Consider the following 13638-nt stretch of genomic DNA (forward strand, 5'->3'; position numbering starts at 1 on the left):
TCCTTTATCCTTTATCCTTTCCTCTTCCCTCTTCTCTCATCCTTTATCCTTTATCCTTTATCCTTTCCTCTTCTCTCTTCTCTCTTCTTTTTTCCCTTATGTCTACACCACACTACGACGTCATCATCATTGGAACTGGGGCAGGTGGCGGCACCCTGGCTCATCGTCTCGCACCCAGTGGCAAAAAAATCCTGGTTCTGGAACGGGGAACGTTTCTCCCCCGTGAAAAGGAGAACTGGGACACGGTGCAAGTATTTCAAAAAGACCGCTATCACACTTCGGATGTCTGGTATGACCGGGATGGTGAACCCATTCATCCGGGGACAGGATATTGGGTGGGCGGCAATACCAAAGTTTATGGGGGTGCTTTATTTCGTTGGCGCGAGAGGGACTTTGAACAGGTCATTCACACAGGCGGAATTTCACCAGAGTGGCCTCTCAAATACCGCGATTTTGAACCTTATTACACTGAAGCCGAAAAGCTATACGACGTGCATGGCAAATCTGGACAAGACCCAACAGAACCCTATCGTAGTGAAGAATATCCCCATCCAGCGATCGCCCATGAGCCTCGTATTGCTGAGATTCATGATGCACTGCAAGCGAAAGGCTATCATCCCTTTCATCTGCCATTGGCGATTAAATTGAATGAGGCGAATCGCCGCTTAGGAGCCTGTATTCGCTGCAATACCTGTGATGGGTTTCCCTGTCTGGTTAACGGCAAGGCGGACTCCGACATTAACTGCATTCGTCCCACGGTAGATACCTCGACCAACGTCACTTTGTTTACAGAGGCAGAAGTGTTGCGCCTGCACACCAGTGTCTCTGGGCGAGAAGTGACCCATGTAGAGGCACGGGTTGCCGGACATCGCACGCTCTTCTCGGCAGATATTGTGGTGGTGTCGTGTGGTGCAATTAATTCTGCGGTGTTGCTGTTAAAGTCAGCAAATGATCAGCATCCCTATGGGCTGGCAAACAGTTCTGATCAGGTGGGACGCAACTTCATGAAACACCAAAATGGGGCGATCGTGGGTGTTGCTCGTAAACTGAATCCTACGTTGTTTCAGAAGACGATGGGCTTCAATGATTTCTATTGGGGTGAACCTGGATTTGACTATCCGATGGGGCATGTCCAACTCCTCGGCAAGGTTAATAAAGATCTGGTTGCTCTGGATGCGCCTAAATTTGCTCCGGGAATGGCGTTGGACGAAGTGGCAAAACGTTCCGTGGATTGGTGGCTCACGGCTGAAGATCTACCCGATCCCAAGAACCGCGTCACGGTGCAAAACAGCACCATTACTCTCGACTACACCGATAACAACATCGCTGCCTTCGATCGCCTCTTATACCGATGGACAGAGGTGTTGCAATCCATCGACTGCGGCGACCATATCCTGCCCTGTTCCCTCTACTTCCGCAAACGAGTGCCGTTGCAGGGTGTGGCGCACCAGTGTGGCACCTGTCGGTTTGGTGAAGACCCAACAACCTCGGTGTTGGATCTCAACTGTCGTACCCATGACGTTGATAACTTGTACGTTGTGGATGGTAGTTTCTTCCGCTCTAGCGCAGCGGTGAACCCAACGTTGACGATTATTGCCAATGCTCTGCGGGTGGGAGATCACCTGCTCGATCGCCTGAAGTAGCCCTATGAGCGTCATGACGAAACATTCTGTGATCTTCGATCGCATTCCCAGTGTTGTTTATCTCTGGACAGCCATTCTGATTTTTGCGGCATCTAACGCAGTAACCCGCAAAGTGACCGAGATTGGAGCACAGCATTTGATTGATGGGCGTAATCCCATTTCACTATGTAATGTTCTTTTTGTGGGCAATCTTTGTGCATTAGTTGTAATGATTAGTGTGTTTGGTAGGCAGTGGAATAAACGCACACTGCGGCAATTGTCATACCAGGATTGGCTCAGTTTAGTTGCGATCGCCATGCTTTCTGGGGCACTGGCTCCAGCTTTGATTTTCGCGGCACTCGACACAACAAATGTTACGAATGTAGTGCTGATCGGTCGCCTGGAACCTCCCCTCACGCTGATTTTTAGCGTTCTTCTGCTAAAGGCACGGGTGAATGTCTGGACTGCGTTAGGGTCGCTCGTGTCGCTGGTCGGGGTCACTGTGACTGCTGTAATTGCCAGTAGCGAACACGTCATGATGCCTCTGATGGGAGGGCTATTTCACGTTGGTCGAGGAGAGTTGATGACCGCGATCGCCGCCTGTGTGTTAGCGATCGCTACGGTGATTAGCAAATCTCGCCTGAAGCACATTCCTCTGGGCATTTTCAACATCGTGCGGGTGGGTTTGGGAACAGTGGTTTTTTTCGTGTTGGCGAATGTGTTGTACGGGGCACAGCATTTTGTCGATGTATTCTCGCCTTTTCTTTGGAAGTGGATGCTGTTGTATGGGTCGGTGATTGTTGTCGCAGGACAGCTTTGCTGGTTTGCCGGATTGCGTCACTCTACACCTGCCATGACGACGTTAGCGAGTTCGTTTAACCCAATAGCGGCGATCGCAATGGCGTATCTGATTTTGGGAGAAATCCCCACAGCAGCCCAATACACGGGAGCCACGATTATCCTGGCAGGAGTTGTGTTGAGCTTGATTGGCAGCTTACAGGAGATAAAATCCAGGAAGCACGCCGATCCTACGCCCTATGGTCAACAAATGGGAATGATTACGGGGTTTAGAGGAGTGTGAGAGAAGAGAGAAGAGGGAAAATAAGGATAAAGGATGAAGGATAAAGGATGAAGGATAAAGGATGAAGGATAAAGGATGAAGGATAGGAAGGCGCATTGAGGGTATGTTCAGAATTTTGTGTAAAATCCTATCCCGCCTTCGCTCTAACCTAACGTGAATTCGGGATAAGGATTTCGGCGGTTTTAACCACCGCTATGGGAGCAAAACCGACCTGCGTCGGTTCGTCAAATCCTGCCTTTTCCGGAGTTCGCGTTGGCGGACTTCGCTCTAATAGCCGCGAATTCATTCGCCGGGCTCCTAAACTTTCTACCTCCGACCTGGCAACCTTACCGTCACGGTTGTACCCACCTCGGCTGATGACTCAATGCACAACTCTCCATGATGTGCCTCAACAATACGCTTGACGATCGCCAGTCCTAATCCGTTACCGTTGGTCTTGGTGGTAAAAAAGGGTTTGGTCAGTTTTACCAGAATATCGGGCGGAATGGGATCACCAGTGTTATGAACTTGAACGACGATTTGGTTCGATTGATCCCTCTGCAAGGACACCGTAATAACGGCTCCGTCGTCTACAGCCTCGCAAGCGTTGGTCACCAGGTTAATCAACACCTGTTTGAGTTTGTCGCGATCGCCCAAAACAGGGGCAGCAGTAGCGGCAGAGTTAAACCGCAGGGGTTTAGTTGAGGCAACAGGCAAATCGCGCAAGGTGTGCAGAGTTTCTGTAATCAAACTGGTTAAGTCTAGTTCGATTTGATTCAGCGTTTGCGGTTTGGCGTATAGCAAAATCTGATTGAGTAATCGTTGGAGGCGATCGCCCTCATCCAGTGCAAGTGCCAGGTATTCCTGAAAGCGTCCTGACAGTTCCAATCGTTTGAAGGCCCCAAGCCCCATGACCATTGTCGTCAGGGGATTGCGGACTTCGTGGACGATCATCGAGGCGAGTTCCCCAATTTCTGCGAGACGTTCCAAGGCTTTGGCGGCTTGCTTGAGAACAGTGATATCTGTAGTTACGCCCAGTAAGCAGGGTTCTCCGTCTAAGTCGATAATGTCAGCAGAAACCAGGGCTAAAAAGGTGTCCCCGGATTTACGTCGCAGTTCTACTTCAACGTTGGAGACAGTCCCCTGTTCCTGGAGTAACCGAGTAATGGTTGCGCGATCGTCTGTTTTAACCCAGATGTTGAGATCGAATGCACTCTGACCAATCACTTCCTCGTGCTCGTAGCCTAACATCCGCAGGAAGCTGTCATTTACCTCTAGAAATCGTCCTTCCTTAATTGTGGTAATCGTGATGCCGCTGGGAGACGACCGAAACGCTTTAGAAAACTTTTCTTGAGATGCTCGAATCACAGCTTCGGCTTGTTGACGCTCCATCTCAGCCGCTGCCCGTGCCGCAAAAATTTCCAGGATGGCGGTACTGCGAGGAATGTCTGCAAGGGGTTGATCGTCCAAGACGGCTAAGTGTCCCAACAGTTTACCGGAAGAGTCCCGCAGTGCAACGCCTGCATAACTCTGAGCTTTCATCTCAGGTAGCGAGTCATCTTCAGGAAACAGAAGTTGCAGTTGATCCGGATAACATTGACAGGTTTGGCTGTTAATTACCTGTTCGCAGGCAGTACCGTAGACATCGTATTCAAAGTTCTCGATGAACTCGTTTTGATACCAACAGGCGATCGTGCGGAGACGAGTGGGTGCATTGCTGTCACATTCAGTAATGAAAGCATAATAGACATCGAGAGCTTGCGCGAGAGAACGCACGAGAGAATGAAAAAAGTCTTTGCGAGTAACGCCTGCCGTTGCTTCAACGATTAACCGGAGTGTTTGTTCTGAACGTTGTCGTTCTAAAACTTCGCGTTCCAGTATTTGATTGGTTCGTACCAGGTCAGCCGTTCGTTGTTGGACTCGCGCCTCTAATTCGTTGTACAACCGGGCATTGTCGATGGCGATCGCCGCTTGAGCAGAGAGGAGTTGAACAATTTCCAAATGGCTATCTGTAAAAGCGTCGGTGACAAATGTATTTTCGAGATAAATAATTCCAGTAAGTTTGTTTTGATTGATTAAAGGAACACACAACACTGACCTGGGTCTTACAACAATTGGCTGACGAAACAATCGTTGAGCTTTCGATATATCTCCGAGAATGATATTCTCGTGGGTTTGAGCAACGAAGTGGATGATATCTACAGAAGCGTGATCAATCGTATCTTTGGGTGTTAGTGGAATCGAATGCAAGACTTCAATGTGGGGAGAATTTGCAGTTCCCTCGGCTTCAATAAAGAACTGTTCGTCTTTCTCTAAAATTAAATAGCCACGTTCTGCACCTGTATTTTCAATCAGGATATTCATCAACGTAACCAATAGTTGATCCAGCACAATTTCACGGGACAATGCCTGTGCCGCTTTCATGGCGGTTGTCAGGTTGAGCGCACTGGATGTCATGGGATGATTCTGCCCTTGGATCTAGGTTCATCATCTCTGTTCAGCGATAGAGATTGAAGAGAATGTATTGTTTTTTATTATTTTTGCAGTGGTTTCACAGGATCTAATACCAATTCAGTTCAGAAAGGCTACACCTATAATCCCTTTTCCCTTGCCTACGGTGTATATACATCTCTGTTTTTTCAATGGTAGTGTCTTGCTCACGGCACGAGCAAGATGCTCGCACTACCCTAACTTTTAACTGTGACGCAGCACTAGCCCTGGTCAGCTTCCTGACAAAAACTTAAAGTCCCCCAAGGATTGAGGGACAATGGCTGTATGAACTTGCCAGGAAGGAGTCCTGAAGCTTTACTACCCGATGATTTGGGAGGTATCCACAGTGCGGTTGCCCAGGTCAGAAGGATTGGAGTCACCGGAGGGAGGCTTCGCTGCAATGATTTGGGAGGTATCCACAGTGCGGTTGCCCAGGTCAGAAGGATTGGAGTCACCGGAGGGAGGCTTTGCCGCAATGATTTGAGAGGTATCCACGGTGCGGTTGCCCAGGTCGGAAGGATTGGAGTCACCGGAGGGGGGCTTTGCCGCAATGATTTGAGAGGTATCCACGGTGCGGTTGCCCAGGTCGGAAGGATTGGAATCACCGGAGGGGGGCTTTGCCGCAATGATTTGAGAGGTATCCACGGTGCGGTTGCCCGAATCAGAAGGATTGGAATCACCGGAGGGAGGCTTTGCTGCCACAGTAATTGAAGCGATGGGAGCCAGGGTAACTCCCAGTACTAAAGCAGTCAATCCAGCAAACATTAAGCGTTTCATTAGTGTTCTCCTTGAGAGCATGTTTCAGGTGAAGTTTGAAATTCATCCTTCGTTTGTCATGCTTTTATACTGCACTGCTAGTCTGAAGACGCTTTGAAGGTTAGCTGAAAACTTGCTGAATGTTGTCTGTGCAATCCTAAAGGTTGCCTGTGAAGTCTGAGAATATAGCGATCGCCATTAGCGGGAACTGGTTGCCAACCAGGCTCGCAGTACCTCTGCGACTGTCCATGCCTGAGCAATACATCCCCGTGGGGTAAATGGGACATCGCCATCAAAGATTTCGCTCAGGCTCCCTAAGCCATGATCAACTAAATGGTTTGCCATCGGTTCTAAAAACTGGCGTGCCTGTTCTGGATTGCCATATACCCGCAGATGCGCCAGGGCAAAGGAGCCGAGCAACCATCCCCAGACGGTTCCCTGGTGATATACACTGTCGCGTTGGGAGGAGTTGCCGCCATAATGCCCCTGATACTGGGGGTCGTTGGGAGCCAGCGATCGCAACCCATGAGAGGTCAACAGCGATCGCCCACACACATCCACGACTGATTTTTGTTGAGTCGCTGTTAAGGGACTTTCGGGGAGGGATACGGCAAAGATCTGGTTCGGACGCAGGGAGGCATCACTGCCCTCTGGGGTATCTAACACGTCGTAGCAGTAGCCCAGTTCACCGTTCCAGAAGCGGTCGAACTTGGCGAGTGTGCGGTTAGCGAGGGCTTCATACTCCTGGTGAGGTTTGCCAATGTGACGGGCAAACTTTGCCATCGTTCGCAGAGCGTTGTACCACAGGGCATTAATTTCAATCGGTTTACCTATGCGGGGAGTGATGACGCGATCGCCTACTCTGGCATCCATCCAGGTCAATTGCACGCCTGCTTCTCCGGCATAGAGTAACCCGTCGCTGGAGTCGAGATGAATGTTGTAGCGAGTGCCCCGACAATGCCAGTGAATGATCTCAGCGAGCACGGGGAAGAGTTCACGCAGGAGATCGTCATCTTCTGTGGCAGCGTAGTAGAGCCGAACCGCTTCAAAGTACCAGAGGGTAGCATCCACCGTGTTGTATTCGGGCGTTTCCCCAACGTCGGGAAAGCGGTTAGGCAACATCCCCTGATCGACGTAACGGGCGAAGGTACGCAGGATCGATCGCGCCACCTCTGGACGACCTGTACTCAGGGTTAGCCCCGGCAAGCTGATCATCGTGTCTCGTCCCCAATCGCCAAACCAGTGATAGCCTGCGATGATGGTCTTTCCGCCCGGATCATCTGTAGAAGGACGATCCACAATAAACTGGTCTGCCGCTAAAACCAACCGCTTAATCCACCCAGGGGTGCTCTTTCCATTCACCCGTCCATCGGTCGAACGGTTGACATCCCAAAAGCCGATTAGCTTCTGTTCATAGGCTCGACGCATCTGATAAGCCAAATCTCCATCCAGATTGGGGTGTGCTTCTGTACTGGCAACTAGGGTCAGCGATTCCCCTGCATTCAAGGTCGCCGCAAACGTGGCAATGTGGAGGTGATCTTCGCGATCGCTCAAACCCCGATAGCGTTCGACAGGTAAATCAAAGTTTTGATACCACGTATGGGTGGATGATACCTGCGCCGTTTGGGACAACAAATAGAGCGGTGCTGCTCCCTCATACGCCAGGACTCGAACGCCCCGATCGACATTTGCAACATTCATCTGCCAGCCATTGGCTTGCGTGCTGCCGTGATAGTCTCTGTAATTCACCAACGCTTTGATGGTTAACGTGAACGGTTGAGTCGCTCGTCGCAGGGTGTATTGCACATAGGTGGTGTTGGCTCCCTGCTGCATCCACACACGCTTTTCCAGCAGCGCATCCCCCAGGGTGAATTGCCAGACGGGAGTGGTTCCTTCCTGATAAAACTGCTCAATCTGCTGATACCCCTGTGGGTTGACCGTTCCATCTGCCCAACGGTTAGCAAACAGAGGATCGGTTTGTTCATCATAGAATGCTGTTTCCTCTAACTTGGTGAGCATCAATGTGCGCCCTAGGGGAGGGTGCAAAGCGGCGACGAGCAACCCGTGATAACGACGGGTCAACAGACCTGCGACGGTGCCCGATGCATATCCGCCAATGCCATTTGTCACAATCCATTCGCGGGTGGCTGCAACCTCCCCATTGCCACAGATTTCGCGCCCAAATTGAATGCCCATGGATTACAGATTTCCTGGAAAGACTGCCAGCAGTATCGCGGTTAAAGCCTAGAAGATTGTGAGAATCGAATGAGGAGTTGCTGAATAGAAGGGAGTGGGGAGTGGGGAGTGGGGAATGGGGAGTGGGGTGTAGGGTGTGAGGGTGTGAGGGTGTGGAGAGTCCTCGTGACGAGGCTCCGCCTTGTCATGCCTATGTAACGGCTCTGCCGTTTGTTTGGAATGAGGTGGAGCTTCACCTGGGCATCTCCAGGTCAAACCAGGAGACGAGGAAACTCTTGTGTAAGGGCGTTTCACGAAACGCCCCTACCGTACTCGCTGCCATCGTTGAGGGTAGGGGTACAAAAACTCGTACCAATGTGAATTGAAAAGGTGACGAACGCTTGTACGGGTTTGGCACTGCCAAACCCCTCCATAACTCTTTAAATTGGTATCATTTGCCCTGAAAAAGAACTCCTACGCCACAAACGAGAAGTGCTTCCTTAAAAATGAGAAGTATTTTGTAACGAATGAGAACTCCTACGCTACAAATGAGAACTCCTACGCCACGAATGAGAAGTGTTTCCTTACGAATGAGAACTCCTACGTTACAAACGAGAACTCCTACGCTACAAATGAGTTCTCATTCGTGACGAAGCAGTTGATTTCAGGTCTGTGTCTCAGAAAAACTACGGAGTAACTAGAGGAAATCACGATCGCCCCTTTACTTTTCCTTAATTTTTCTGAGGAAGATTATTCAATGAGTTGACTAGAGTAGACCTGTCTTTCACAGAGAGCAGAACATATGGCACGTCAAAAACGGTCATCTACGGTATTAGAAAAAGCAGAGCGTCGGGCAGCAGGGATGAAGTCCCTGGGGATCGAGCTAGATTTTGGCAATTCGCGATCGCTACCTCTCTATCTAGAAGCGATCGAGCAGATGCGAGAGAAGCAAGATCTGTATAACCAGCTTTTAGCAACGGTTGACTCAACGTATGGTGAGATGTTGGAGTTTGAGAAGACGTTGGCTGATTTGACCGATCACATGCTGTTGGATATTGCCTCTAAGTTTGGTCGCAATAGCCGTGAATATGAGGCAGCAGGTGGCGTGCGGAAGAGTGAGCGGGTACGTCGCAGTAATCGCGGTAAGGCGAAAGCGGGAACTGAGGTAGCTTCATAACCAAATTGATGAACGCGATCGGGTGTGGCATTCAGATGAGAGGAGTTACAAATATCCAGAAATAATTTACCGAATGCCGCACCCCAACCATCCAATTTATCTACTTCAACGTACGGGCGCGGCATTGGATCACCATTCATCGAATCCCACCGAAAACTCCAAGTCCAATGCCACACCCAACCCCAACCGATCGCCCGAACCGGGTGTGGCATTCGGACAAAGGCGATCGCATTTCATCCCAAAATCTGTGCCGAATGCCGCACCCCAACTATCTTACAAATGAACTTATGAAATATAACCCCGACAAACATCATCGGCGATCGATTCGATTGAAAGGGTACGATTACACTTCGCCTGGTGCCTATTTCATTACCCTTTGTGTGCATCAACGGGAATGTTTGTTTGGGGAGGTTGTGAATGGCGAAATGCAATTAAATGAATGGGGAAAATTGGTTGATGCCTATTGGCAGCGTTTACCTTCCCATTTTGCAAACCTCGAATTAGATGTATTTGTGGTCATGCCCAACCATTTTCATGGGATTTTGGTTTTAACCCAACCACCCGGTAGGGGTGCGGCATTGGATCACCATTCATCGAATTCCACCGAAAACTCCAAGTCCAATGCCACACCCAACCCCAACCGATCGCCCCAAATCATCCCGCCCAACCGTAGGGGTGCGGCATTGGATCACCATTCATCGAATTCCACCGAAAACTCCAAGTCCAATGCCACACCCAACCCCAACCGATCGCCCGAACCGGGTGTGGCATTCGGGCGAAGAGAATTGCAAATACCCAAAAATAATTTACCGAATGCCGCACCCCAACCACCCCGATTAATGAAGGGATCGGTAGGAGCGATTCTTCTTAATTTCAAATCGATTACAACCCGACGGATTAATCAAATGCGTCGGGTGAGGGGTGTTCCCCTATGGCAACGCGACTATCACGATCGCATTATTCGTGATGAAGAAGCTTTGACTTACGTTCGCCGCTACATTCACAACAACCCACGATTGTGGGAAGCAGATCAATTGCACCCCGACAACCCTTACAATTAGCTCCCAACCTCATGTACGAGTGCGGCATTCGGCAGAGGGTTCTGAAATAATGGCAAGGGCTTTTGACCGAATGCCACGCCCCTACACCAGGAATTACACCTTAATAAATTCGCGGTCCTAAGGGGAGGTTGGGAGGGGTCAAATAGAGACCATTGGGTTAAATTCCAACGCTTCCTCCAGATGCAGGTCAGGGTCTTTGTCCTGCCCTTCGTAGTCGCCCCATTGTTGAATCAGCTTTGCCACTAACCCCGTCCATCCGGTTTGATGGCTGGCTCCGATACCTGCCCCGTTATCCCCATGAAAGTATTCATAGAACAGGATCAGGTCATGCCAGTGGGGGTCTTGCTGAAACTCAGTCGTGCCACCATACACAGGACGATGACCCGACTCATCCTTCATAAAAATCCGAATCAGACGTTTCGAGAGATCACTGGCAACCTCCCACAAATTCATCCAGTTGCCCGACCCGGTGGGACACTCCACCTTAAAGTCATCCCCCAGGTAATAGTGAAACTTTTGCAGCGACTCAATCAGCAGATAATTCACAGGCATCCAGATGGGACCGCGCCAATTGGAGTTACCGCCAAACAAACCTGTACTCGATTCGGCAGGTTCATAATCGACGCGATATTCCATGTCCTGTGCGTGAAAGCGGTAGGGATGGTCGGCGTGATATTTAGAGACAGACCGAATGCCGTAGTCGCTGAGAAACTCGTTTTCATCCAGCATCTTTTCCAGAATGCGGCGCAGCTTTTCCCGATAGGCGATCGCTAACAGTCGTCTGGCTCCCACACCTTCCTTTTCCATACAGGCGACATTGCCGCGCAGGTCAGGACGGTTTTGAATAAACCATTCCACTCGCTTTTTGAAGCCCGGTAATCGCTCTAGCGTCTCTGGCTCCAGTGTTTCCACCGCAAACAGGGGAATCAAGCCCACCATCGATCGCACCTTGAGCCGCACCTGTTGACCATTCGGCAGGTGTAGTACGTCGTAATAGAAACCATCGTCGTCATCCCACAAGGCGGTTTCTGATTCGCCGATCTTGTTCATCGCATCGGCGATGTAAAGGAAGTGTTCAAAAAACTTGGTGGCAATGTCTTCGTAGACCGGATTCTCCCTGGCTAACTCCAGCGCAATGGTGAGCAGGTTGAGGCAATACATCCCCATCCAACTGGTGCCATCCGATTGCTCCAGATAACCCCCCGTAGGTAGCTCTGCACTGCGATCGAACACGCCCACGTTATCCATGCCCAGAAAGCCCCCCTCAAAGATGTTGCGACCGTTGCGGTCTTTGCGGTTCACCCACCAGGTAAAGTTGAGCAGCAGTTTTTGAAAGACTCGCTCTAGAAATTGGCGATCGCTCCTGCCATACATCTTCTGCTCAATCTTGTAGACTCGCCAGGTTGCCCACGCATGGACGGGAGGATTGACATCGCTAAATGCCCACTCATAGGCGGGAATCTGCCCGTTGGGATGCATGTACCATTCGCGGGTCATCAGGTCGAGTTGACGCTTGGCAAAGTCGGGGTCGATCATCGCCAGAGGAATCGTATGAAAGGCGAGATCCCACGCGGCAAACCAGGGATATTCCCACTTGTCGCACATGGAGAGAATGTCTTCATTGTGCAGATGAACCCACTCGCGATTGCGCCCCTGTTTGCGTCCAGGCGGTGGCGGAGGACACGCCGGATCACCCTTCAGCCATTCATCTACTACGTAATAGAAGTACTGCTTATTCCACAGCATTCCGGCAAACGCCTGTCGCTGAATATTGCGGCGATCGACACACAAACAATCGGGCATAATGCGCTCATAAAACTCGTCGGCTTCCTGTCGTCGCTGTTGCAAGATGGTGTCAAATGCTTCGCCAAAGACGGCTTGAGCGGAGCCATTGAGCGATGAGCCGGGATGGGATGAACCCGGATGGGACGTACTCTGACGCAACCGCAATTGAATCGTTTGAGTTTCGCCTGCACCGATTGTGAGAGTGTAATAAGCGGCAGCTTTAGTGCCTACTTGTGCCGGATTAACAGCATCCGTTTGACCCTGCACCACATAATTGTTAATGCCATCTTTGACATAAGGAGAGGCATTCTCAACCCCAAAAATGCGTTGAAAATTTGTTTCGTTTTCAGTGAATAAGAGAGGGATGGATGGTTCACCGTTTGTTGTGTTGCAATACAGGTGAAACTGTCCCAATTGTGGATGGAGTGCTTCAACAACACCAACTGATGTGTTGGATTGTACTGCTCTCAGCACAGGTTTTTCAGAATGATTCCACGTCCACGTATTGCGAAACCAGAGAGTAGGTAGGAGATGAATCGGTTTAGCCTCATCCCCTCGATTGGTGATACTGATTTGAATCAAAATATCGTCAGTGGTGGCTTTGGCATATTCCACTAACACATCAAAGTAGCGGTTATCGTCAAATACCCCCGTATTGATCAACTCAAACTCCGGGTCACGCCGACCGCGTCGCTGGTTTTCTTCCACTAACCGAGCATAGGGAAACTCGGCTTGTGGATATTTGTAGAGCATCTTCATGTAGGAGTGGGTCGGCGTGCTGTCAAGGTAGAAGTAGTATTCCTTCACGTCTTCACCATGGTTGCCCTGATTCCCGGTTAAGCCAAAAAAGCGTTCCTTGAGGATGGGATCAACACCATTCCACAGGGCGATCGCAAAACACAAGCGTTGATGATTGTCGGAAATACCCGCAATACCATCTTCGCCCCAGCGATAGGCTCGCGATCGCGCCTGATCGTGAGGAAAATAATCCCAGGCTGTCCCGTCGGGGCTATAGTCTTCGCGCACCGTACCCCATTGGCGATCGCTCAGATACGGTCCCCATCTGCGCCAGTGTGCCTGTCGGGTGCGGGTTGCGTCGAGCCGTTGTTCTTCTGTCGTGGTAGGTGTCATGATGCAATGTTCTCCTCGATTAAACCCAGCTTAAACATGAATCCTATGTTTGGAGTATGCAACCTGATTCCTATTGCGGTCTGAAAACCTGCTGAGAATTTGATGAGCGGTTGTGGGATGTAATGTTTTTGTTGGATGCAGGATCAGGAAAAGCTCCGTACGGATCAGTTAGCCGCTAAGTTACGAAAAGAATTGCTCTACCTTACGGCAGAAGTTGGGGAGCAACGGTGAAGTGATCTCATCGGGTGAAAACAGGGTGGCGATCGCCCATAGATCCCCTCTAAACGTTAGTTACCTGACTTTTTATTTGTTCTCAGGGAAGCGTTAGAACCTATTCAGGTCATTCTCAGGGAAGCCCTGCATTGTAAAAGCAACATGCAG

9 protein-coding genes are annotated in these 13638 nt (G+C 50.2%); 4 read left to right on the top strand and 5 right to left on the bottom strand.

The window, feature by feature from the left end; all coding sequences use genetic code 11:
* Positions 1–98: 98 nt before the first annotated feature.
* Together H6G89_RS16735 and H6G89_RS16740 are read left to right on the top strand one after the other, a co-directional pair.
* Positions 99–1643, top strand: a complete 1545-nt coding sequence (locus H6G89_RS16735) for a GMC oxidoreductase (protein WP_190508348.1) — start codon at positions 99–101, stop codon at positions 1641–1643.
* A 13-nt stretch (positions 1644–1656) separates the two neighbouring features.
* Positions 1657–2703: a DMT family transporter gene (locus H6G89_RS16740; RefSeq protein ID WP_199336760.1), complete on the top strand. Its 1047-nt coding sequence runs from the start codon at positions 1657–1659 to the stop codon at positions 2701–2703.
* 148 nt (positions 2704–2851) lie between these two features.
* Here the strand turns inward: H6G89_RS16740 and H6G89_RS16745 are convergent, their stop codons facing one another.
* The 4 genes from H6G89_RS16745 to H6G89_RS16760 form a co-directional block, all read right to left on the bottom strand.
* Entirely contained in the window at positions 2852–2989 is a 138-nt protein-coding gene (locus H6G89_RS16745; RefSeq protein ID WP_190508352.1) for a hypothetical protein, read from the bottom strand.
* Positions 2990–3009: 20 nt separating this feature from the next.
* Positions 3010–5139, bottom strand: coding sequence for a GAF domain-containing sensor histidine kinase (locus H6G89_RS16750; protein ID WP_199336761.1), 2130 nt, complete (start codon positions 5137–5139; stop codon positions 3010–3012).
* A 351-nt stretch (positions 5140–5490) separates the two neighbouring features.
* Positions 5491–5949: a hypothetical protein gene (locus H6G89_RS16755; protein WP_190508354.1), complete on the bottom strand. Its 459-nt coding sequence runs from the start codon at positions 5947–5949 to the stop codon at positions 5491–5493.
* A gap of 177 nt (positions 5950–6126) precedes the next feature.
* Complete coding sequence (locus tag H6G89_RS16760) at positions 6127–8124, bottom strand: amylo-alpha-1,6-glucosidase (RefSeq protein WP_190508356.1); 1998 nt, start codon at positions 8122–8124, stop codon at positions 6127–6129.
* A gap of 781 nt (positions 8125–8905) precedes the next feature.
* Here H6G89_RS16760 and H6G89_RS16765 point away from each other — a divergent pair.
* On the top strand, positions 8906–9280 hold the full coding sequence (locus tag H6G89_RS16765) for a hypothetical protein (RefSeq protein WP_190508358.1): 375 nt from the start codon (positions 8906–8908) through the stop codon (positions 9278–9280).
* A gap of 167 nt (positions 9281–9447) precedes the next feature.
* Positions 9448–10341, top strand: coding sequence for a transposase (locus tag H6G89_RS16770; protein ID WP_190508360.1), 894 nt, complete (start codon positions 9448–9450; stop codon positions 10339–10341).
* 138 nt (positions 10342–10479) lie between these two features.
* Here H6G89_RS16770 and H6G89_RS16775 read toward each other — a convergent pair whose 3' ends face one another.
* Positions 10480–13257, bottom strand: a complete 2778-nt coding sequence (locus tag H6G89_RS16775; RefSeq protein ID WP_190508363.1) for an MGH1-like glycoside hydrolase domain-containing protein — start codon at positions 13255–13257, stop codon at positions 10480–10482.
* Between the last annotated feature and the right edge of the window lie 381 nt (positions 13258–13638).

The sequence above is a fragment of the Oscillatoria sp. FACHB-1407 genome (genome assembly GCF_014697545.1).
In the GTDB taxonomy this organism is placed as follows: domain Bacteria; phylum Cyanobacteriota; class Cyanobacteriia; order Elainellales; family Elainellaceae; genus FACHB-1407.

Coding starts and splice junctions, on each gene's coding strand:
- H6G89_RS16770 (WP_190508360.1), top strand. CDS start 9,448: ATGCCACACCCAACCCCAACCGATCGCCCGAACCGGGTGTGGCATTCG.
- H6G89_RS16765 (WP_190508358.1), top strand. CDS start 8,906: ATGGCACGTCAAAAACGGTCATCTACGGTATTAGAAAAAGCAGAGCGT.
- H6G89_RS16745 (WP_190508352.1), bottom strand. CDS start 2,989: ATGAATTCGCGGCTATTAGAGCGAAGTCCGCCAACGCGAACTCCGGAA.
- H6G89_RS16775 (WP_190508363.1), bottom strand. CDS start 13,257: ATGACACCTACCACGACAGAAGAACAACGGCTCGACGCAACCCGCACC.
- H6G89_RS16750 (WP_199336761.1), bottom strand. CDS start 5,139: ATGACATCCAGTGCGCTCAACCTGACAACCGCCATGAAAGCGGCACAG.
- H6G89_RS16760 (WP_190508356.1), bottom strand. CDS start 8,124: ATGGGCATTCAATTTGGGCGCGAAATCTGTGGCAATGGGGAGGTTGCA.
- H6G89_RS16755 (WP_190508354.1), bottom strand. CDS start 5,949: ATGAAACGCTTAATGTTTGCTGGATTGACTGCTTTAGTACTGGGAGTT.
- H6G89_RS16735 (WP_190508348.1), top strand. CDS start 99: ATGTCTACACCACACTACGACGTCATCATCATTGGAACTGGGGCAGGT.
- H6G89_RS16740 (WP_199336760.1), top strand. CDS start 1,657: ATGACGAAACATTCTGTGATCTTCGATCGCATTCCCAGTGTTGTTTAT.